The organism is Actinosynnema sp. NPDC020468 (genome assembly GCF_040642015.1).
In the GTDB taxonomy this organism is placed as follows: Bacteria; Actinomycetota; Actinomycetes; order Mycobacteriales; family Pseudonocardiaceae; genus Actinosynnema.
Genome location: NZ_JBFAEO010000046.1, coordinates 1 through 21,560, shown reverse-complemented (window position 1 = coordinate 21,560; position 21,560 = coordinate 1). Strand labels below are relative to the sequence as shown.

Annotated in this window: 18 protein-coding genes and 1 rRNA gene; 3 read left to right on the top strand and 16 right to left on the bottom strand. The window is 72.3% G+C overall.

Translation table 11 applies throughout. The features are described from left to right. Positions 1-16: 16 nt before the first annotated feature. Genes AB0G50_RS27685 through AB0G50_RS27675 form a run of 3 tightly spaced genes read right to left on the bottom strand, consistent with a single transcriptional unit; the run spans position 17 to position 2,402 of the window. A complete protein-coding gene (locus AB0G50_RS27685) occupies positions 17-442 on the bottom strand; it encodes a TIGR03667 family PPOX class F420-dependent oxidoreductase (protein ID WP_360113804.1) in 426 nt (141 codons plus the stop codon). A gap of 51 nt (positions 443-493) precedes the next feature. Further along, positions 494-1,654, bottom strand: coding sequence for an MFS transporter (locus AB0G50_RS27680; protein WP_360113801.1), 1,161 nt, complete (start codon positions 1,652-1,654; stop codon positions 494-496). Next, on the bottom strand, positions 1,647-2,402 hold the full coding sequence (locus tag AB0G50_RS27675) for a DeoR/GlpR family DNA-binding transcription regulator (RefSeq protein ID WP_360113798.1): 756 nt from the start codon (positions 2,400-2,402) through the stop codon (positions 1,647-1,649). Before AB0G50_RS27675 ends, AB0G50_RS27680 begins: the two co-directional genes overlap by 8 nt. Before the next feature lie 113 nt (positions 2,403-2,515). Between AB0G50_RS27675 and AB0G50_RS27670 the strand changes: the two genes are divergently transcribed. Both AB0G50_RS27670 and AB0G50_RS27665 read left to right on the top strand, forming a co-directional pair. Further along, positions 2,516-3,244, top strand: coding sequence for an SIS domain-containing protein (locus AB0G50_RS27670; RefSeq protein WP_360113796.1), 729 nt, complete (start codon positions 2,516-2,518; stop codon positions 3,242-3,244). Positions 3,245-3,320: 76 nt separating this feature from the next. After that, positions 3,321-4,898 (top strand): penicillin-binding transpeptidase domain-containing protein, encoded by a 1,578-nt coding sequence (locus AB0G50_RS27665; protein ID WP_360113794.1) that lies wholly within the window; start codon positions 3,321-3,323, stop codon positions 4,896-4,898. On the opposite strand, the gene AB0G50_RS27660 is transcribed toward AB0G50_RS27665, so the two are convergent. From AB0G50_RS27660 to AB0G50_RS27620, 9 genes are all read right to left on the bottom strand, one after another. Continuing rightward, complete coding sequence (locus tag AB0G50_RS27660) at positions 4,802-6,763, bottom strand: ABC transporter ATP-binding protein (RefSeq protein WP_360113792.1); 1,962 nt, start codon at positions 6,761-6,763, stop codon at positions 4,802-4,804. The two genes, AB0G50_RS27665 and AB0G50_RS27660, sit on opposite strands and share 97 nt — an antisense overlap. A 113-nt stretch (positions 6,764-6,876) precedes the next feature. Beyond that, the gene (locus AB0G50_RS27655) at positions 6,877-7,692 is read right to left on the bottom strand and encodes an enoyl-CoA hydratase/isomerase family protein (protein ID WP_360113790.1); all 816 of its coding nucleotides are present in this window, start codon (positions 7,690-7,692) and stop codon (positions 6,877-6,879) included. Positions 7,693-7,756: 64 nt separating this feature from the next. Further along, positions 7,757-8,023 (bottom strand): helix-turn-helix domain-containing protein, encoded by a 267-nt coding sequence (locus AB0G50_RS27650; RefSeq protein ID WP_360113788.1) that lies wholly within the window; start codon positions 8,021-8,023, stop codon positions 7,757-7,759. Positions 8,024-8,135: 112 nt separating this feature from the next. After that, the gene (locus tag AB0G50_RS27645; RefSeq protein ID WP_360113786.1) at positions 8,136-9,764 is read right to left on the bottom strand and encodes an ABC-F family ATP-binding cassette domain-containing protein; all 1,629 of its coding nucleotides are present in this window, start codon (positions 9,762-9,764) and stop codon (positions 8,136-8,138) included. A gap of 198 nt (positions 9,765-9,962) precedes the next feature. After that, the gene (locus tag AB0G50_RS27640; protein ID WP_360113784.1) at positions 9,963-10,403 is read right to left on the bottom strand and encodes a hypothetical protein; all 441 of its coding nucleotides are present in this window, start codon (positions 10,401-10,403) and stop codon (positions 9,963-9,965) included. Further along, complete coding sequence (locus tag AB0G50_RS27635; RefSeq protein ID WP_360113935.1) at positions 10,396-10,914, bottom strand: SigE family RNA polymerase sigma factor; 519 nt, start codon at positions 10,912-10,914, stop codon at positions 10,396-10,398. The genes AB0G50_RS27640 and AB0G50_RS27635 overlap by 8 nt, the downstream gene beginning before the upstream one ends. A gap of 7 nt (positions 10,915-10,921) precedes the next feature. Next, positions 10,922-11,314: a hypothetical protein gene (locus tag AB0G50_RS27630; RefSeq protein WP_360113782.1), complete on the bottom strand. Its 393-nt coding sequence runs from the start codon at positions 11,312-11,314 to the stop codon at positions 10,922-10,924. A 93-nt stretch (positions 11,315-11,407) separates the two neighbouring features. After that, complete coding sequence (locus AB0G50_RS27625; protein WP_360113780.1) at positions 11,408-12,079, bottom strand: acVLRF1 family peptidyl-tRNA hydrolase; 672 nt, start codon at positions 12,077-12,079, stop codon at positions 11,408-11,410. 13 nt (positions 12,080-12,092) lie between these two features. Further along, a complete protein-coding gene (locus tag AB0G50_RS27620; protein ID WP_360113778.1) occupies positions 12,093-12,665 on the bottom strand; it encodes a hypothetical protein in 573 nt (190 codons plus the stop codon). A 312-nt stretch (positions 12,666-12,977) separates the two neighbouring features. Between AB0G50_RS27620 and AB0G50_RS27615 the strand changes: the two genes are divergently transcribed. Beyond that, positions 12,978-13,955, top strand: a complete 978-nt coding sequence (locus AB0G50_RS27615; RefSeq protein WP_360113776.1) for a hypothetical protein — start codon at positions 12,978-12,980, stop codon at positions 13,953-13,955. Between the two features lie 121 nt (positions 13,956-14,076). Here the strand turns inward: AB0G50_RS27615 and AB0G50_RS27610 are convergent, their stop codons facing one another. The 4 genes from AB0G50_RS27610 to rrf all read right to left on the bottom strand — a co-directional run bounded on the left by AB0G50_RS27610 (position 14,077) and on the right by rrf (position 21,402). Further along, entirely contained in the window at positions 14,077-16,887 is a 2,811-nt protein-coding gene (locus tag AB0G50_RS27610) for a S8 family serine peptidase (protein WP_360113774.1), read from the bottom strand. A gap of 146 nt (positions 16,888-17,033) precedes the next feature. Next, positions 17,034-18,590, bottom strand: a complete 1,557-nt coding sequence (gene dgt, locus AB0G50_RS27605; RefSeq protein ID WP_360113772.1) for a dGTP triphosphohydrolase — start codon at positions 18,588-18,590, stop codon at positions 17,034-17,036. 24 nt (positions 18,591-18,614) lie between these two features. Next, positions 18,615-21,164, bottom strand: a complete 2,550-nt coding sequence (locus AB0G50_RS27600) for a P-loop NTPase fold protein (protein ID WP_360113770.1) — start codon at positions 21,162-21,164, stop codon at positions 18,615-18,617. A gap of 121 nt (positions 21,165-21,285) precedes the next feature. Continuing rightward, positions 21,286-21,402 (bottom strand): 5S ribosomal RNA (rrf, locus tag AB0G50_RS27595). Positions 21,403-21,560: the final 158 nt, after the last annotated feature.

The window sequence follows — 21,560 nt, the reverse complement described above, 5'->3', positions numbered from 1 at the left end:
CCCGGAGGCCGCGGCTTCAGAAACCGCGGACCTTCTCCGGCGTGAACACGACCGCCACGCTGTAGGTCGCGCCGAACTTCACCGCGCCCTCGAACCGGTCGTCGATCCACTTCCCGTACTTCGCCAGGTACGCCGGGTTGTCCGGCACGCCCGGCACGGTCTCGTCCACGGCCAGCGTCCCGGTCAGCACGACCACGTTCTGCCCGCCCTCGTCGGCCAGGTTGACCGACGTGCGCGGGTTGGCCTTGAGCCGCTCGACGCGCTTGGCCGTCGGCGGGGTGTAGACGATCAGCCGGTCGTCCTCCCACAGGAACCACACCGGCGCGGGCTGCGGGGTGCCGTTGCGGTCGACGGACGTGATCCAGGCGATCTTCTCCTCGGTCAGCCGGCGCAGCACGCGCGCGCCGAACTCGGTCGACGGGTCGGGCAGGACGGTGCTCATGGATTCCCCCGTAGTTCGTGTCGACCACCACAACGAGCACCGGGCCGACCGCTATTCCCGACCGCCCGGCGTCCGACCGCCCAGTGCCCGGGCGCCGAACACGACCGCCGCGCACAGCACCGGCAGCAGCCCGAGCGCGACCGGCAGCGACGAGGCGTGCGCCAGCAGCCCGATCAGCGGCGGTCCGAGCAGGAACCCGGCCCACCCGGCGGTCGCCACGCCCGCGATGGCCTGTCCCGCGTGCGCGTCGGACTGCTCGGCCGCCACGCTGAACGCCACCGGCACGATGCACGACAACCCCAGGCCGAACGCGCCGAACCCGACCAGCGCGAACCAGAACCCGCCGGACACCAGCGCCACGCCGAACCCGACCGCGCCCACCGCGGCCAGCACGCCGACCACCCGGGCCGGGCCGAACCGCAGCACCCACCGGTCGCCCATCGCCCGGCCGAGGACCATCAACGCCGCGAACACCCCGAAGCCCAGCCCGGCCCGCTCGACCGGCACCCCGATCGATTCCCGCAGGTAGAGCGCCGCCCAGTCGCCGATCGCGCCCTCGCACAGCAACGCGGCGAAGATGATCGCGCCCAGCACCAGCACCCGCCGGTCCCGCCACGGCGCCGCCAGCCGGTGCTCGTCCACCGACCGGTCCGCCAGCAGCGGCCTGGTCAGCGGCACGGTCACCAGCACGGCCAGCACCGCCACCCCGATCATCTGGCCGGCCAGGTCGACGCCGAGCCCGATCAGCACCGCGCCGACGCCGACGCCGACGAACGACCCGAGGCTCCACCACGCGTGGAAGCTCGTCAGGATCGGCCGCCGGTACGCCCGTTCGACCGCGATGCCCTGCGAGTTCTGCGCCACGTCGAGCCCGCCCTGGAACCCGCCCCACAGCGCCAGGGCCAGGAACAGCGACCACCCCGACCAGGCGTACCCCAGCAGCGGCGAGGTCAGCCCGTAGCCCAGCAGCAGCACCGGCACCACTCGCCGCGACCCGAACCGGGCCACCGCGTTGCCGACGAGCAGCATCGCGACCACCGACCCGACGGGCGCGCCGAGCAGGGTTAAGCCCAACGTGCCGTCGTCCAGGCCGAGCCGGTGCTTCACCTCGGGGATGTGCGGCGTCCAGCACGCGAACATGGCGGCGTGCAGGGCGAACACGATCCCGGTCGCGACCCGCGCGCGGACCGGGACGGAGAGGGTGTCAGACAAGGCGCACCTCCACGCCGGCCTCGCGCAGCCGCGCCACCTCGTCCGCCGGCGCGTCCACGTCGGTGACCAGCACGTCCAGCTCCTCGACCGGGCACACCCGGCCGAAGGCGGTGCGGCCGAACTTGGCGCCGTCGATCGCCGCGACCACCCGCGCGGACGCCGCGACGGCGGCCTTCTTCACCGCGCCCTCGGCGAGGTCGTGCGCCGACACTCCGTCGCGCGCGCTGAGCCCGCAGCTGCCGAGCACCAGCGTGTCGAACCGCATCACGTCGAACGCGTGCTCGGTGAGCGGGCCGACGAACACCAGCTCACCGGGCCGCACGTCGCCACCGGGCAGCACCAGCCGCACCTGCTCGGCGGCGCGCAGCACGTCGGCGGCGTGCAGGGACAGCGGCAGCACGGTCAGCCGCCGGTCCACCAGCCGCCGCGCGACCTCCAGCGTGGTGCTGCCGCCGTCGAGGACCACGGTCTCGCCGTCGTCGAGCAGGTCGGCGACCGCCGCGCCGATCCGCCGCTTGGCGTCCGTGCGCTGCCGGGACCGGGCCGCGAACGGGATCTCCTCGCCGCTCAGCATGCCCACGGCCGCGCCGCGCACCCGGCGCAGCAACCCCTCGCGCTCGAGCACGTCGAGGTCCCGCCGGACGGTCATCTCCGACGCGCCGACCAGCTCGGCGAGCGCGCCGACCGCCACCCGCCGTCCTCCGCGCAGGCTCTCCAGGATCAGTTCGTGTCTCGTGACCACATCCATGCTGTTCATTCGAACAGCAGCGGTGTTCGCGGTCAACGCGACTCTGGTCACCGGTCCGCCGATCGACTAAGACTGGCGGGACTACTTGGTGTAGACCACTGGAGGTAGACCGCATGAGCCAGACCGGCGCCTACGGCGACGTCGTCCGCGACCACCTGTCGAGGGTGGAGCAGCAGAACGCCACCGTGCTGGACGACGTGGCCGAACTGGTGCTCGCGAGCGTGCGGGCCGACGGGATGCTGCTGACGGCGGGCGCGGGCCACTCGCTCGCCGCCGTCGCGGAGACCTTCTACCGGGCAGGCGGACTGGCGTGCGTGCGCCCGGTCTACCACCCCGAACTGCTGCCCATGCACGGCGCGGTGAGCAGCACCGCCGCCGAGCGCCGCTCGGGCCTGGCCGCCGAGGTGCTGCGGGACACCGGTCTCGCGCGCCACGACGTGCTGTTCGTGTTCTCCACCTCGGGCGTCAACTACTACCCCGTCGAGCTGGCCAGGCTCGCCACCGAGAAGGGCTGCCCGGTCGTGGCGGTCACCTCGGTGCCGTCCAGCTCGGTCGCGCCGCGCCGCGCGGGCGCCACCCTGGCCGAGACGGCCACGCTGGTGCTGGACAACCTGGTGCCGCCGGGCGACGCGACCTACCCGACCGAGGACCCGGCGATCGCGGCCGTGTCCACGATCGCGACCACGTTCCTGTGGAACCTGCTCATGGTCCGGTTGTGGGACAAGGCGGCCGAGGCGGGCGTGCAGCTGCCGCTGTGGCGCAGCGCGAACGTCGAGGGCGGCGACGCGGCCAACGCCGACCTGCTGCGCAAGTACCAGGCGCGGGTGCCGGTGCTCGGCTGAAGTCCACTCTTCTGAGCAATATCACTCACGAGGGCGTCACTCGTTCGCGTTAGCCTCCGAGACAAGGGGGCTACACATGGACAACAGGAAGAAGCGCCGGGTGCTGCTCGGCGGAGGGATCACCGCGGTCGCGGTCGTCGTGGCGGGCGCGATCGCGGTGTGGCCGAGCACACCGGACCGGGTGGCGGCGACCTCGACCGGCACGCCGACGGTCGCGCCGCCCGGTCCGGACGTGGTGGCGCGGGAGTTCACCGCGGCACTGGCCGCGGGCGGTGACGCGGCCCGGTCGACCGACGCGCCGCAGGCCGCGAAGCCGGTGATCGACGGGGTGCGCAAGGGCATGGCGGGCGCGGTGTTCAGCTCCGTGCTCGCCGCGCCGAAACGGGTGTCCGACGACGTCGCGACGGTCGCCGCCGACTACACGTGGCGACTGCCGTCGGGCGCGCCGCTGACCTACGACGAGCAGCTGGAACTGCGGCTGGCCGACAACCACTGGCGTGTGCACTGGTCACCCGCCGTGCTGCACCCGCAGTTGGGCGAGAACCAGAGCCTGACCTACGCGAAGACGACCGCCGACGGCGCGGTGCGCGGCCGGGACGGCACGCCGGTCGCGACCGGGTTCGCGCCGCAGGTCATGACCCAGGTGACCAAGGTCGCGGTCGACACGACCGGGACGACGGGCTACCGGGTGGCGGTCGTGGACGCGGCGGGCGCGCCGGTGACCGTGCTGGCCGAGCAGAAGGCCGAGCCCGGCAAGACCTACACGGTGACGCTGGACCCGAAGGTGCAGGCGGCGGCCCAGACCGCGGTGGACGGGGTCGCGCTCGGCTCCGCGATCGTCGCGATCCAGCCGTCGACCGGCGACGTGCTGGCCGTGGCGCAGAACTCGGCCGCCTCGGCTCAGGGCACCATCGCCACCACGAACTTCTTCGAGCCCGGCTCGACGTTCAAGATCGTGACCGCGACGGCGGCGCTCACGGCGGGCACGGCGACCGCCGACACCCCGCTCGCGTGCCCGGGCGAAGCCTCGATCGGCACCCGCACGATCATCAACGAGAACCGGTTCGACCTGGGCACCGTGCCGCTGCACACCGCGTTCGCCGCGTCGTGCAACACCACGTTCGCCAAGCTCGCCGCCGAGCTGCCGCCCTCGGCGCTGACCGAGGCGGCCGCCCGGTTCGGGCTCGGCCTGGACTACCAGGTCGCGGGCCTGACCACGAACACGGCCAAGGTACCGGCCGCCGCCACGGTGCCCGAGCGCGTCGAGTCGGGCATCGGCCAGGGCACCGTGCAGGTCACGCCGTTCGGCATGGCGCTCGCGGCGGCGACCGTGGCCCGCGGCTCGATCCCGGTGCCGCAGCTGGTCCGCGAGATCCCCACCACCGGCGGCGCCACCACCGCGCTGCCCGGCGGGGTGGTGGCGGCGCTGCGCTCGATGACGGGCGAGGTGGTCACCGGCGGCACGGCCCGCGACCTGGCCGGTTACGGCGGGGTGCACGGCAAGACCGGCACCGCCCAGGTGGGTGACGGCACCACCGCGCACGGGTGGTTCGTCGGCTACCAGGGCGACGTGGCGTTCGCGGTGCTCGTGGTGCTCGGCGGGTCGTCCAAGGCGGCCGTGTCGGTGACCGCCTCCTTCCTGAACGGCTTGTAGACCGCGACGGCGGGCGGTTCGTCGAACTGCGTGTGGTACAGCTCGGCGTACCGCCCGTCCGCGTCCATCAACTCGGCGTGCGTGCCGCGTTCCACGACCCGACCGTCCTCCACCACCAGGATCTGGTCGGCGGCCCGGATCGTGGACAGCCGGTGCGCGATGACCAGCGCGGTCCGGCCGTCGAGGGCCTCGGTGAGCGCGGCCTGCACGGCGGCCTCGGACTCGGAGTCCAGGTGCGCGGTCGCCTCGTCCAGGATCACCACCCGGGGTTGCGCGAGCAGCAGGCGGGCGATGGTCAGCCGTTGGCGCTCGCCGCCGGACAGGCGGTAGCCGCGTTCGCCGACCACCGTTTCCAGGCCGTCGGGCAGCGTCGAGACGAGCGTGTCCAGGCGGGCTCGGCGCAGGGCGTCCCAGATCTCGTCGTCGGTCGACTCCGGTCGGGGGTAGACCAGGTTGGCGCGGATCGTGTCGTGGAACAGGTGACCGTCCTGGGTGACGACGCCGACCGCCTGGCGGAGCGAGTCGAAGGAGAGGTCGCGGACGTCCACTCCGGACAGCCGGATCGCGCCTTCGTCCACGTCGTACAGTCGCGGGAGGAGGGACGCGATCGTCGACTTGCCCGCGCCGGACGATCCGACCAGCGCGACCAGTTGACCCGGTTCGGCGCGGAAGTCGATGCCGTGCAGGACCTCCTCGCCGCCTCGGGTGTCCAGAGTGGCCACTGATTCCAGCGAGGCCAGGGACACCTTGTCCGCGGCCGGGTAGCCGAATCGGACCGCGTCGAACTCGACCGACACCGGGCCGTCGGGGACCGTCGCGGGGGTGGGCTTCTCGGTGATCATGGGGGTGAGGTCGAGGACCTCGAAGACGCGTTCGAAGCTGACCAGGGCGGTCATGATGTCGACCCGGGCGTTGGCCAGGGCGGTGAGCGGGGCGTAGAGCCTGGTCAGCAGCAGCGCCAGGGAGACGACCGTGCCGGCGGCCAGGTGGCCGGTGAGCGCGAGATAGCCGCCCAGGCCGTAGACCAGGGCTTGGGCGAGCGCGGACACCAGGGTCAGGCCGGTCATGAACCAGCGGGTGGCCATGGCGGTGCGGATGCCGATGTCGCGGACCCGCGCCGCCTTCTGGCCGAACTCCTCGGCCTCGGCGGTGGGGCGGCCGAACAGTTTGACCAGGGTGGCGCCCGGGGCGGAGAAGCGTTCGGTCATCTGGGTGGTCATGCCGGCGTTGAGGCCCGAGGCTTCGCGTTGGAGGTCGGCCATGCGGCTGCCCATTCTGCGGGCCGGGAGCACGAAGATGGGGAGCAGGACGAGGGCCAGTGCGGTGACCTGCCACGACAGGGTGAACATGACGGCCAGGGAGAGGCCCAGCTGGATCACGTTCGTGACCACGCCGGACAGGGTCGAGGTGAAGGCCCGTTGGGCGCCGATGACGTCGTTGTTCAGCCTGCTGACCAGGGCGCCGGTTCGGGTTCGGGTGAAGAACGCGACGGGCATGCGTTGGACGTGTTCGAAGACCGCTCGGCGCAGGTCGTGGATCAGGCCCTCGCCGATTCTGGCCGACTGCCAACGTTCGACCAGGCCCAGGGCGGCGTCGACGATCGCGATTCCCGCGATGGCTACTGCCAGCCATATGACTACCGATACGTTTTGGCCGGCCACGATGGCGTCCACCACGCGGCCCGCCAGTACCGGGGTGCTGACTGCGAGTACCGCTGAGATGACTGTGAGTGCCAGGAACACCACGAGTTTCAGGCGGTGTGGGCCGGCGAACTCCACTACTCGGCGGAACGTGCCTCGGCGTAACCCCTGCGGGGCGTCGGCTGCCGCCATGGCACTGCGCATCAAACCCCAGGAACCGTCCACTCCACTGTGAACACCTTTGCTTCGCCACAGCTTCCCGGGTGGGGGTGCGTCTTCTGGGGTGTGGCTCGGGCTCGGGGCGTCCTCGCCGGACGGGCAGCACCTCCGACTCGGGGCTACCTGGGCGGGTTTGCCAGGGCGGCCAGTTCGGTCAGTCTGCGCAGTTGGGCGGCGCGTTCGGCGTACAGCTGCTCCTGTTCGGTCGCGCCGTTCGCCGCGCCCGCCAGGAGCGCCAGGGTTTCGGTGACCGCGCCCGGCATGGGGCGTAGGACCGCCGTTGCCAGGTCGTCCACCGCCGCGTCCAGGTCGTCCGCGGGGACCACTCGGTTGGCCAGGCCGATGCGTTCCGCCTCGGCGGCGTCCACCCGGCGGCCGGTCAGGCAGATTTCGGCCGCGCGGGAGTAGCCGACCAGGCGGACCAGGGGCAACGTGCCGCCCAGGTCGGGGACCAGGCCGAGGGAGGTTTCGGCCATGCAGAACTGCGCGTCGGTCGCGGCCACGCGGAAGTCGCACGCCAGGGCCAGTTGGAAGCCCGCGCCGATGGCGTGGCCGCGGACGGCCGCGATCGTGACCCGGGACGGGTCGCGTAGCCAGCGGAAGCCCTCTTGGAACTCCGCGATCAGCTGCGCGCCGCCTTCCGGGCCGCGCCTGGTGATCTCCGCGAGACCGGGTTCGCCCGCCACGTCGACGCCGGTGAACATGCGTCGGTCGAGGCCCGCCGAGAACGCGCGACCGGAGCCCCGGACGACCACCACGCGGACGTCCGGGCTCAACTGCGCGCCGATCGACCGCAACGCCGCCCACGTGGACGGCGTCTGTGCGTTCAGCACGTCCGGTCGATCGAGCGTGATCGTGGCGCGTGGTCCGTCGAGGACGAGCCGCACGCCTGCGCGCTCCAGCAGGTCGGCGTCGATGGGTGTCGGTGCCGACATGGGCGGAACCTCCGGGTTCGCTGGGTGCTGTCTCTCCTCAGCACCCGATGTTACCGGAGGGTAGCTACTTCTTCTTCGTGCGGGTGGCGCCACCGCGACCGCGCAGCTGCACACCGGACTCGCTGAGCACCCGGTGCACGAAGCCGTAGGAGCGTCCGGTGGACTCCGCCAAAGCCCGGATGCTCGCGCCCTTTTCGTACTTCTTCTTCAGGTCAGCGGCCAGCTTGTCCCGCGTGGCGCCGGTTATCCGGGCGCCCTTCTTCAGGTCAGCCACCTTGTCCCGCCTTCCGTAGACAGCAGGTCGGGCTGTCGAAAGCCCCTGTCGTCGCAATGATCGAACACGACGACCAAGAACGCCAGGCGATCATGCGAAAAGATCGCCGAGCGGTTCATCCGACCACTCTGGGTGGCTGTCCCCGGTGAGCTGCGGTAAGGCGTTCGGGTCAGGCCAACTGCACTAGCTCCAGGTACTCCGCGGACCAGTGGTCCTCTGCGCCGTCCGGGAGGAGGATCACCCGCTCGGGCTCAAGCGCCTCCACCGCGCCGGGGTCGTGCGTGACCAGCACGACCGCGCCCTCGTAGCGGCGCAGCGCGTCCAGCACCTGCTCGCGGCTGGCCGGGTCGAGGTTGTTCGTCGGCTCGTCCAGCAGCAGCACGTTCGCGGCGCTCGACACCAGGCCCGCGAGCGCGAGCCGGGTCTTCTCGCCGCCGGACAGGGTGCCCGCCGGCTGGTCGAGCTGCTCGCCGCTGAACAGGAACGTGCCCAGCAGGCTGCGCAGCTGCTGCTCCGGCGTGTCGGGCGCGGCGTGGCGGATGTTCGCCCACACCGAGGCCTCGTGGTCGAGCGTCTCGTGCTCCTGGGCGAAGTAGCCGAGCTTGAGGCCGTGACCCGGGATCACCTCGCCGCTGTCCGGGCGCTCCATCGAGCCGATGAGCCGCAGCAGGGTGGTCTTGCCCGCGCCGTTGAGGCCGAGGATGACCACCCGCGAGCCGCGGTCGATCGCCAGGTCGACGCCGGTGAACACCTCGAGCGAGCCGTAGGACTTGCTGAGGTTCTCGGCGGTGAGCGGCGTCCGGCCGCACGCGGCGGGCTGCGGGAAGCGGATCTTGGCGACCTTGTCCGCCTGGCGGGTCTCCTCCAGGCCGGACAGCAGCTTCTCGGCGCGCTTGGCCATGTTCTGCGCGGCCACGGCCTTGGTCGCCTTGGCGCGCATCTTGTCCGCCTGCGCCATCAGCGCGCCGGCCTTCTTCTCCGCGTTGGCGCGCTCGCGGCGACGGCGCTTCTCGTCGGCCGCGCGCGCCTCCAGGTACTTCTTCCAGCCCATGTTGTAGAGGTCGACCTCGCCGCGCGTCGCGTCGAGGAACCACACCTTGTTGACCACGTCGTCCAGCAGCTCGACGTCGTGGCTGATCACGACCAGGCCGCCGTCGTGCGCCTTGAGGAACCCGCGCAGCCACGAGATCGAGTCGGCGTCGAGGTGGTTGGTCGGCTCGTCGATCAGCAGGATCGTGCTGGACTTCGCGCCCACGCCCGCCTCGGAGGCGGCGAACAGGATGCGGGCCAGCTCGACGCGCCGGCGCTGACCGCCGGACAGGGTGCGCAGCGGCTGCGCCAGCACGCGGTCGGCCAGGCCGAGGTTCGCGCAGATCCGGGCGGCCTCGCTCTCGGCGGCGTACCCGCCGAGCGAGGAGAACCGCTCCTCCAGCCGCCCGTACTTGCGCACCGCCTCGGCCAGCTCGGCGTCGTCCACCAGCTCGGCCATGGCGGTCTGGGACTTCTCCATGTCGCGCAGCAGCTGGTCGAGGCCGCGCGCGGAGAGCACCCGGTCCTTGGCGATGACCGACAGGTCGCCCTCGCGCGGGTCCTGCGGCAGGTAGCCGAGTTCGCCGGTGCGCCGCACCTCGCCCGCGTACGGCTGGCCCTCGCCCGCGAGGACGCGCAGCGACGTGGTCTTGCCCGCGCCGTTGCGGCCGACGAGGCCGATGCGGTCGCCGGGCTGGACGCGGAGGGTGGCGTCGGACAGCAGGATGCGCGAACCCGCGCGCAACTCGAGATCGGTCGCGGTGATCAAGGCAGACTCCGGTGGAAGTGGTCATGGGTGGTCGACGTCGCGGCGAAGGCGCTCGCGCGGACCTACTCGATCAGGATGACCACGACACCGAGTGTAGTGCCCCGGCGCGAGTGGATTCGCCACCTGTGGGCAGCGGCATAGGTGGTGCCCGGTGCTCCTTCCGGGTTGTCGAGCCTGTTTTCGCCGGTCACCGCCTCGTCAGCGGTCGGGAGTCGTGGTGGTGACCGGGGCGGTGGTCGTGGTGAGCGTCCTGCCGGGCGGCGTCGTGGTCGCGGTGGGCGGCACGGTCCCGGTCGTCGCCTCCGGCTCCGGTCGGGTGGTCGTGGTCGGCAGGGTCGTGGAGGACGACGTCGTGGTCGGCGAGGGCTCGGGGGTCGGCGGGTGTTCGGTGGTCCGGACCACCGTCGACAGGCCCGGTCCCGCGGGCCGCGGGTTCGGGTCGGCGTGACCGCCGCCCAGGCCGGAGACGACCAGCACGACCGCCGCCACGGTGCCCAGACCGCTGGCCGCCGTGGCCACGACCCGGCGGCGGGCCCGGACGCGCAGCGCCTTGCGCCGCACGTCGGCCGCGGACGCGCCGTGCGGCACGCGCTCGCGGCTCAGTTCGCCGAACAGCTCGCGGAGCCGGTCCTCAACCACGGTTCGACACCTCCGTCCACAGCGCGTCGGACCCCGGGCCGCCCAGCCGCAGCCGCAGCGCCTTGAGGCCCTTGTTGGTCTGGCTCTTCACCGTGCCGGCGGAGCACCCGAGCGCCGCCGCCGTCTCCTCCACGCCCAGGTCGTGCCAGAACCTCAGCACGAGCACGGCCCGCTGCCTGGCGGGCACCCCCGACAGCGCCTGCCAGAGCACGAGCCGGTCCTCGCTCAACCCGTCCGCCGCGGCGACCTCCGGCGGCTCGTCGGTCAACCGCTCGCGCCGCCACCGCAACCGCCGGCGCTCGGCGAGGAACGTGCGGACCACGATCTGCCGCAGGTACCCCTCCAACCCCTCCCGACGCGCCAGCCGCGGTCCCGCGAGGTAGAGCTTGAGGAACGCGGACTGCACCACGTCTTCGGCCTCGTGGTGGTTGCCGCACAACAAGTACGCGGTGAAGCGCATCGAGTCGGCGCACCGGTCGAAGTAGGTGGTGAACTCCGCGTCCCACGTCACCACGCCGTCAGCGCCTCGTCGTGGGGATGGTGGTGGTGGGGGTGGTGTACGCGGTTGTGGTGGGAGCCGTCGTGGTGGGCGCGGCCGTGGTGGGCAGGGCCGTGGGGGTCGGCGCGATCGTGGTGGTGGTGGTGATCGGAATGGGGGCGGTCGTGGTCGGGTAGGGCGTCGGCGGGTGCGTCGCGGTCGGGGTCACCGGGATCGGTGAGGTGGTGACGGGCGGCGGCGAGGTGATCACCGTGCCCCGCACGACCGTCGTGGTGGTCGGGTGCGTGGTGGTGGTCGGCGACGTGGTGGTCGTGGCCGGCGTGCCGCCGGTGCCGGACGCCAGCGCGGGCACCGCGATCGCGACGCCGCCGACGAGGACGGCACCGGCCGCCAGCACGAGTCGTTTGCGCACTTGTCTTCTCCTCGGGTTCGCCGGGGACGCCTCCGGGCGGTGCCCCCTCACCCCTATCCATGCGGTGGGGCGCGGTGCGGGTTGCCCGGGATTTCAGGCCGGCTCGCGGACCACCAGCAGGACGGCGCGGGCGCGGGCGGCGGCCTCGTCCAGCACGGCGCGGCGCGGTTCACCGACGTCCAGCACCCGGTCGACCGCCTTCGCGAACACACCGGAGAGCCGGCGGTCGGTCCGCAGCGCGTCGAGGGCGTGCCGGTCGCCGCCCAGCACGACCGCGTCCAGGCCCTCGACCTCGGGCGCCAGCACCCGCGCCACGTCGTCGGCCGCGGCCGCCAGGGCCACACGCGCCTGGCCGTCGCGGCGGCGGGCGTACCGCTGCTGCGACCAGCCGCCCGCCTTGTTCCGACCGTGCACCAGGTGGCTGTCGGTGCTCGAGCGCACGACCCGGCCGTCCTGCGCCACTCCGACGCTGTGCCCGCCCAGCCGCACCAGCACCAGGCCGATCCGACGGGGCGCGGACGCGGAGGCCAGCAGCGGACCGAGTTCCAGGGCGTCGTGCTCGCCGGTCGGCGCGAAGTCCTCGTACACCGCGTCCGCCTCGACCTCGGCGCCGTCGGTCGCGACCACCCGCACCCGGCGCGCCGTGACGGAGGTGCCCGTCACCCCGTCGTGCCGGGAGGCGAACCGCTCGAACCAGCCGGTGATCCGCTCGGGCTCGACCTCGACCGACCGGCCGCCGCCGGACACCGGTCGGACCCGGCTCACCGCGACCCGGGCGTCACGACGGCGCCACCGCCACCCACACCGGCAGCGGGTGGCCGCTCTCGGCGGGCGAGAGCCTGCGCACCGAGACGAACCCGGCCGCGTCCAACTCGTCGGCGATCCGCTCGGCGGTCAGCACGCGGTGCCGGGTGGACACCGCGTTCGCGACCTCCCACGTCGACTCGCCGCGCACCAGCCGCACGACCTCCAGCGCGTAGGACTCGCCGTCCGGCGCCCAGTCCCACAGCTGCACCGTCACCTGCCGGCCCGGGCCGCGACCCAGCACGCGGGGCGGCGGCGCGGTGGGCCGCAACCGGCTGAGCCGGTCGAGCTCGGGCACCGCGGCGACCAGGACACCGCCGGGGTGCAGGGTTTCCCGCGCCAGCCGCAACGCCGGGGACAGCGCGTTCTCGTGCGCCAGCCGGGGAAGCAGGTCGTCGCCCGCGCGGATCACGTCGACCCGGCCGACGCCCGCCTGCCGCACCACGTCCAGCAGGTCGATCTCCTGGAAGTCGCCGGTGCCCAGCACCACGGCGGCCAACTCGGAGAGGGGGTCCTCCGGCGGCACCAGGTCGTGGGCGGCGGTCACCGGGACACAGTAGGGCCATCGGATCACACGACGCCATGGTCGACCGGCGCGGTGCGCGCGAGCATGACGGCAGCACGGGGCCGACAACAAGCGACGAAGGGCGGTAGTCGGCGGCGCAGACCTGGTGCACAATGTTACCGATGGGTTTACAGCGAGGGAAGCAGGGGCATTCACCACTTGACAGACCGATGTCGCCCCCAGTGAACTCGTAACCCGTATGGCCCAACCATTGACTCCACCCGGAAGACACCACCGCACTGCGTTGGCGGGTAGGGTCACTGGGGCGTGATCTATTGACAGCGGGGAGTCACAATGACCAACGCTGCCGGTCGACCCAACCTGTCCGTCGATGAACTCGACTCGGCGGGCCACGGCAGTCTTGCGCAGCTCCTGACCACGGGACCTTTTCCCGAGGCGCTCAGGGCGGCGATCAAAGCGAGCAGGCTGAGTCTTGACCGCATCCAGCACAGGCTCGCCCTGCGCGGGGTCACGATCAGCGTGGCGACGCTCAGCTACTGGCAGTCCGGCAGGCGCAGGCCCGAGCGGCCCGAGTCGCTGGAAGCCTTGCGCCACTTGGAAACGGTGCTCGGCGTCCCGCAGGCGGGACTGTCCGCGCTGCTCGGTCCACCGCGACCGCGCGGCAGGCGTTCCCGGCCCACCACCATGATGCCGATCGACGCCCTCTGGGCGCGTCGCGAGCGGGTCGCGAACCTGCTCACGAAGGTCGACACGACCTCGGACGTCAAGCTCGGCCGGATCAGCCAGCACGACCGCATCGAGATCGCCGCCGACGGCGGGCAGCGATCCGTGTGGGTGCGGCAGATCCTGCGCGCGGAGCAGGACGGCCCGGACCGGTGGGCGCTGGTGTTCGAGACCGAGGAGTCCGACGTGCTGCCGCAGGTGGTCAACCTGCGCAACTGCCACCTCGGGCGGGTCGCGGAGGACACCGACGCCAACATCATGGTCGCGGAGATGATGTTCGACCGGCCCCTGACCAGGGGCGAGACGATCATCATGGAGTACGAGCTGCTGTTCGCCGAGGGGCACTACCCGGCGGGCAACAACACGTTCGCCCGGAAGTTCCGGCTCCCGGTGCGCGAGTACGTGATCGAGGTCCGGTTCGACCAGTCGTACCTGCCGGCCCGCTGTCAGCAGTACAGCGTCCCGGCGGGCGACGAGGCCCCTTCCCGGCGGCGCAACCTCGCGCTCGACGGCGCGGGCGGCGTGCACGCCGTGGCACTGGGCTTCGGCCCGGGTGTCTTCGGCATCCGCTGGGAGTGGCCCAAGTAGCTCGGTGGCGTCGAAGGCGTCGAACACGGTCCGCGGCGGGATCGGGGTTCGCGACCGGCGACACCGGGGGAAGGCCCCCGGGGTTCTTGGGAACCCCGGGGGCCTTCGTCGTGTCCGGGACCTACACGTAACCGTTGATGTGCAACGACACCGCGCGCACCGAGCCGCGGTCGGACGCCGCCGTGTCCACGACCTTGAACGTCCAGGTGCCGTCGACCGGGTCGGCCAGGAACCCGGCGAGCGAACCCGTCGGGCGCCAGGAGCCGGTGAACGGCGCCTGCGCGCTCGTCACCGTGGAGAACGCCCGGTCGGCCGCGTCGTCGAACACGACCTTGCACAGGTTCGCGCCCGTGCCGCCGGACTTCTGGAACACCGTGACCGACCGGCCCGACGGCGAGGTCAGCGTGCCGACCAGGTCGCCGACGAACGTGTGGTCGATGCCGACCGTGGTCGCGCCGTCGGTCGCCGAGCACGGGTCGCCGTCGACCGAGAAGGTCAGCTTCGAGCCGCGGCCGACGCCGCTGACCGGGATCTGCACCGTCACGCCGGTGGAGTCGTTGTCCGGGATCGCCACGACGGGGCCGGAGTAGGCGAAGTTCTTCGCCTCCTTGGCCGGTTCGCCGACCGCGAGGTTGAGCGCGGTGGTCGTGGGCGACGTCGCGCCCGCGTAGGTCACCTTCGCGTCCAACCGCACCGCGGCGCCCACCGGCGTGGACGCCGGCACGGTCACCTTGAACGTGTTCACGCCGGTTTGCCCGGCCTCGATGTTGCCGTAGTACTTCGACCGCGGCGCCACCACGACGCCGGCGGCGGTCGTGGTCAGCACCAGGCTGGTCGACGCGGCCGTGCCGTCGCCGGAGTTGAGCACCGGCACGGTCACCGTCGCCGTGGTGCCCGGCTTGAGGTACTGGCTGCCGTCGTTGTCGTTGACGATGGTCGGCTTCTGGGCCCGGGCCAGCGGTTGCGGCGACGCGCCCGTGTAGGCCAGGGCCAGGTCGGCGCGCACGACGCCCGCGCCGGTCCGGTTGTCCACGCCCGGCTCGACCAGGTCCAGCGCCGTCGAGGTCAGCGCGTCGCGCACCTCGGCCGGCGTCAGCCCGGGGTTGCCGGACAGGATCAGCCCGGCGACGCCCGCGGCGCTCGGCGCGGACGCCGACGTGCCGAAGAACGGGTTGAAGCCGGGCGCGCTGGTGACGACGCCGTCGGCCGCGGTGATCTCCGGCTTCTGCCGGACCTCCTCGCGCGGCGAGCCGTCGGGCGCGAAGAACGTCCGGCGCGGCCCGTCGGAGGTGAACCGCTCGGGCTTCTGGGTCCGCTCGAACACGCCGGGGTACGGGCCGCGCGGGTTCGCCGGGTCGCCGGGCTCCAGGTCGAACGGCAGCGGGCCGTTCGCGGGGGCCGCCGCGACGCTGATCGCGCCCTTGGCCGCCGAGTGGCCGCGGGTCACACCCGACGTCGCGTACGCCTTGAGGCCGTCGGAGGAGTCCTTGAACCGGCCGCCCAGCGCGGTCAGCGCCAGGTACCGGTCGTCGCCGCGGAACTTGACGACCGCGAGCCGCAGGCCGCCACCGGTGCCCGCGGGCGTGTTCAGCCGCTCGTACGGGTCCTGGGTGCCGTCCTGGATGTTCTGGGCGGACGCCACCACGTTGCCCTGCGCGTTCGCCAGGTACAGGTCGTAGTCGTTGGCCGAGCGACCGAGCGGGTCGGCCCAGAACAGCGTCACCGGCACGTTGCCCGAACTGGCCGAGAGCGGGTCGAACACCTGCTTGGCCGTGGGCGAGGGGTTGAAGTCGTGGGCCGTGCCGGCGAACTTGCCGACACCGACGCCGGAGTCGGTGAAGTTGCCCTCCCAGTGCCCGGCGGTGCCGTCGGCGACGTTGCCCTCGTTGCCCGCCGACGAGAAGTAGACCGCGCCGTCCGCGACCACCGCGTCGACCGCGCGGGCGATGATCCCGTCCTGGAACGGCGACTCGTTGAAGTACAGGATGTCGTCGACGATCACGTCGCAGCGCAGGTCGGACCGGAGCTTGCGGATGTTGTCGGCGAAGCTCGCGTCACCGTTGTAGGCGGTGGCGAATCCCAGCGCGGCGTTGGGCGCGAGGTCGTGCAGGATCTCCAGCATCGCGGTGCCCTCGTCGCCGGAGCCCTCCTGGCCCGGCAGGACGTCGACCGCGGGTAACTCGCCCGAGGCCTGCGAGGCGGCCAGCGAGGTCACGCCGTCGGAGATCGCGCACAGCTTCACGCCGGTGCCGGTGACGCGGGTGATCTGCCGCGCGGTGTCGGCGGCGTGGGCCCGGTCGGCCTCGGCCACCTTCGCGGCCAGCGGCGCGGCGAGCGCGGACCGGGTCCGGGACTCGACCTCGCGCGCCTTGTCCTCCTTGGAGGGCTTCGTCGCGGAGGGCGTGACCCTCGACCCGGGGCTGGTCTCGTGGAACGTCTTCGCCTCGGCCGCCACCTCGACCCGACGCACGTCGGACCGCCCGGCCAGCCCGTTCAGCGCCGCGAGGGGCACCTGCGCGCGGACCGTGCCGCCCTCAGTGGACACCGACCGGATCGCGCCGCCCGCCGTGCGGACCGCGCCCACCAGCCCGTCGGTGACCTTGTCGGACCGGATGTCGACCAGGACGGTGTTGCCCGCCTGGACCTTCACCCCCGTCCGGAGCGAGGGGAGCTTGGCGAACGTGCCCACGTCGGCACGGCGGCGCTGCTCGATCACGAGCGCGCTGTCCACCTTGGATTCGGTGGGGCTCAGCGACTTCTTGATGTTTTGGAGTGCCGCGATCTGCGCCGCGGTCCTCGCGTCGATGCCCTTGGTGGCCTTCGCCGGGTCGGCGGTGGCGGGCGTGACCGTCCCCAGCACGGTCAGCAGGACCGCGGCACCGGCCACGACCAGCGGTGTTCTCCTTCTCGACAGACCTCTCGGTGAGCGCACAGGCGTCTCCCCCAAACGTCGAGCGTGCCCCCGACGCACGCGGTTGTCGGTCGGACGGCTCCGACCGAGGGGTCAACGTATTGCGCACGACCGGATACCGTCTGCCACCAATCGGCGTAGATCCCGGTGGGTAGGAATCAACCCGTTCACAGAACGAAGGCGTCCGTCCACAGCTGACCGGTCCGCCCGGACAGCGCGTCGAGCAGGGCCGCGGCCTGGTTGTCGGTCAACGACGCCACGAAGTCCACGACCGCCCGTCCACGCGCGAGCGCGCGCACCGCGTCCGGTCCGGACGGTGCCTCGCCGGTGGCCCCGACCAGCGCCGACGGGTCGGTGCGGGCCAGCGCGGCGTACTCGGCGGAGGCCAGCTCGACCAGGTCGTGCAGCCGGCGCGGCAACCGGTCGGCCTCGTGCCGGTCGGTCGCCCACTGCTCGAGCGCCTCCACCAACGCGGTCAACAGCCGAGCCTGCCCGCGCTGGTGCAGCGCCAGATCCGGCCGCAGCAGCACGAACCTCCGGTGCACGAACTTCAACACCTGCACCTCGTGCCACTGCGGCACGGCCAGCACCACGTGCCCCGACCGCGTCGTCGGCTCCTCCACCACGCCGACCGAGTCGACCAGCCGCCGCGTCCACCGCCCGGAGAACCCGGCCACCGCCTGCTCGGCCTCGACCGACCCGTCGAACGGCACCGACAGCAGCCCGCCGACCAGCTCGTCCCGCACCTTCGCCACCGCCTCGGCGAACGCGTCGTCGTGCACCGCCCAGTCGTCCTTCGCGTGCAGCCTGCGGCGCAGGATCTCGAGCGACCGCCCCGGCCGGCGCTCCTGCGCGGCCAACTCGGTCGCGCTCAGCGACGCCAGCCCGGCAGCCTCCTCCGACCAGGTGGTCAACTCCGCCGACACGGTGGCGTGCTGGAGCACGCCGACCCGGTGGAAGTCCTCCAGGTCGTGGATCGCGTAGGCGATGTCGTCGGCGGTGTCCATCACCGACGCCTCCACGGTCTGCTGCCACGGCTCGACCCGGCCCGTGTAGAAGGCGCGCGCCTGCACCACGTCCTCAAGCTCGGTGACGTAGGCGGAGAACTTGGCCGACCCGGTGCCCGGCGCGTCCGCGGGCTCGGCGGCGCCCCGCGGCGGCACGGCCAGGTCGCGCGGGTGCGGCGCGGGGTAGGCCAACCGGGCCCACGGGTACTTGAGCATCGCCGCCCGCACCGCCACCGTGAGGTCGAGGCCGAGCGCGGAGGGACCCCGCACGTCCGTGGTCGTCACGATGCGGAACGACTGCGCGTTGCCCTCGAACCCGTCGGACAACCCGAACCGGTGCCGCGCGATCCGGTCGAGCACCTGCTCGCCGAGGTGCCCGAACGGCGGGTGCCCCAGGTCGTGCGCCAACGACGCGGCCTCCACCACGTCGGGATCGCACCCGCCGAGCTTCTCCAGCACGCCCGCCAACTCCGGCCGCGCCCGCAACCGCTCGGCGATGGCCCGTGCCGCCTGCGCGACCTTGAGGCTGTGCGTGAGCCGGTTGTGCACCAGCAACCCGGAGCCGGTGGAGCTGACCACCTGCGTGACACCGCCCAGCCGGGCGAAGAACGGCGACGCCGCCACCCGGTCCCGGTCCACCCGGAAGGGGTTGGACGCGAGGTCCGAGGCGAGGGCGGAGTTGGAGCGGCGGGCGCTGCGGGGATCGACGTCGTGCATGGGTGCAGAGGCTAACCCCGGCTTTCAGCCCCTGGTGAACCGGAACCGGTCGGCCAACCGCAACCACTCGACCGGCCCGAGCGGCACGGCGCCCAACTCGAGGTGCGTCTCCACCCACTGCCGCACCTCGGGCATGTGCTCGCCCACCGCGCTCACCGTGGTGGCCGTGCCGGCGAACCCCGCGACCGCGGGAAACCGCTTCACCACCGCCAGCAGCACCACCAGGTCACCGCCGTCCGGCACGGGCAGCCCGCGCGCGATCCCGATGGCCCTGATCAGCAGGTACACGTTGACGAACCGCTTCACGGCGCGCGGCGTCGGCCCGATCAGGTCGGCGACCTCCTCGACCATCGCCGCCTCCTCGGCGGAGACCACCAGGTCCGCGACCTGCCGCTCCGGCCGGTTCCACCGCTCGGCCGCGCTCCACGACGAGATCACGTCGTAGAGGGAGGTCATGTCGGACTCGCCGAGGTCGCCGTCCGGTGCCACCCCGTCGTCCTCGACGGCCGGCGCCCGCACGTTCGGCGTGATCAGTTCGCGCAGCATCGTCCGGCGCACCTCGACGTTCAGCTGCGGCAGGGAGAACCCGACCTGGAAGATCTTCTCCAGGTAGTCGGCGGCTCCGCGCTCGCGCGCCTGGAGCTGGCTGTAGTGCTCGCGCAGCGAGCTCTCGAGCCACCGGAGGTCGACCGCCACCACCACGACGAACAGCGGGAACGCGAGGAGCAGGTTCACCGCCTCCAGCACCTTGGCCACCAGCGGCGCGGGACAGCGGTCCAGGTCGTCGATGTAGAGGACGACGCGGTCGATCGCGTAGTCGCCCGCGGGCTGCGCTCCGTGCGACTGCGCGTGATGGGCCGTGACCAGTCGGGACAACCGCTCCAGGTCGCGGCGGACGAGCGCCGGCACCCCGAGGTGCCGTCGGTAGTCCTCGCTGCCCAGCCGCTCGTTGATGAAGTCGGTGAGCACCCGACGGGGTGTGGTGGCCTCGAGCTCGCCGGAGATCTCGGTGATCCGGTCGGCGTACCCGCGTTCCTGCTCCCGTGCCGTGTCCAGGGCGGCCTCGGCCTCGGCCAGCGCCGTCTCGGCGGCGGCCACCTCCTGGTCGAGCCGATCGCGCTCCCGCTGTTCCTCGGCGACGAGTTCGGCGCGCGCCTTGGCGATCTTGTCGGTGGCGGATCGCGCATACCTGCCGACCAGCGCGAGGTACCCGGTCGCGCCCGTCGCGAGTCCGGCGACCGCTCCCGTGGCCGTGGTCAGCGCCGAGGTGTCCACCCACTCCGCCAGGAGGGTGAGCGCGGGCGCGATGAACGCCAGCCCCAGCACCGCCAGGCCGTACCGCCACCCACCGGACCTCACCGGTTCGAGCACCGCGTTCACCCCGCGCAGGTCCTCGCGCGCCCGGTCCAACTCGGCGTGGAGCGCCTCGCCGTTCGCCACGAATTCGGTCAAGCCCAGGCTCTTCGCCACCTGTTCCCGCAACTCCGCCGAGGGGCGCCACCCCAGGAGCGGGCGCTCGCGGCGCGCCCGGTCGAGTTCCGCGAGTGTGCGCTCGCGCTCCCGTTCCCGTTCGGCGACCAGGCTTTCGGCGTCGGACCGGGCCTGCTCGAGTTGCTCCCACTCGGCCAGAGCGGACGCCTGGTCACCCTCCACCTCGCGCAACCGGTCGACCCAGTACCGCTGGCGCTGCCCGATCAGGTCGTCGCTCTCGTCGCCGGACAGCCGCAGGTTGCGGAAGAGGTGTTCGACCAGACCCGCCCACAGGTCGCCGCCGACGTACTGCCAGGCGTTGAACTCGATCTGCACGATCGACCGGTGGAACACCGCGGAGCCGGAACCGGCCAGCTCGTCGACGCGGTGCTGCAACCGGCGCAGGAAGTAGCTCTTGCCCGAGCCCCAGTCGCCGAACAACCCGACGGCGAGCGGCGGCACGAGCTTCCGCGACGCCATCAGGTGCGCGAACGCGTCGACCTCCGGCCCGACACCGACGAGGTCGCTCGGCACCTCCAGCTTGGACGGCGGCTGGTCGCCCACGTACCGCGGCAGTCGAACCCCGCCACCGCCGTACGGCATCCCGTTGCGCAACACCTCTTCGAGGGGGCGGCGGCCGGCCAGGAACTCCTGGTAGAGGTCCACGACGCCCCGCCAGGACACCCCGAACCTGGACAGGCCCTCCTCGACCTGCGGGTACCCGAGCACGAGGAGGAACAGGTGCTTCAACCCGAGCGACACCCCGCGCCGTGCCCGTGCGGCACCTTGCAACTCGTGCGCCAACCGCCCGTCCAGGCGCGGCATCGCTTGCCGGCCGGCCAGCTTCTTGGCCTGGCCGCGGAGCAGCCACGCGTCCGGCAGAGCACCGCCGAGGACGGCGACCGGCGCGATCTTCAGGTGCTCGAACAGCGTCTTCGCCGGGTTGTCGAGCGGATCGGCGAGCATGATCCCGATCAGCAGATCACGCCAGTCCGCCACCGCGCCCTCGCCGCGCAGCACGGTCGCCGACGCGGACGCCCACCGCATCGCGGACTTCGCCGGCGCCGTCAACTCGCGCCACACCGCGTCAGCCGCAGAGGTCAACCGGCTCCCCCTCGCAGCACGTCACGGAGAGTCGTCGCCGAAATGCATCGCGCCATGATGGCATAAAAAAGCCCTCAGGGGGACGTCCTGGTCGGGACGTCCCCCTGAGGGACCAAAGTATGTTCGGCGGCGTCCTACTCTCCCACACCCTCACGAGTGCAGTACCATCGGCGCTGGAAGGCTTAACTACCGGGTTCGGAATGGGACCGGGTGTTTCCCCACCGCTATTACCACCGAAACACTATGAAGATAACCATCACCGACCCACCCGGAACACCCGCCACCCAATGTGGCCGTGCTCGGGGGTCTGGTTGGTTCCTTCAGAACCGCACAGTGGATGCGTAGCGTCTTCGAGACAAGTCCTCGGCCTATTAGTACCGGTCAACTCCAGCCGTT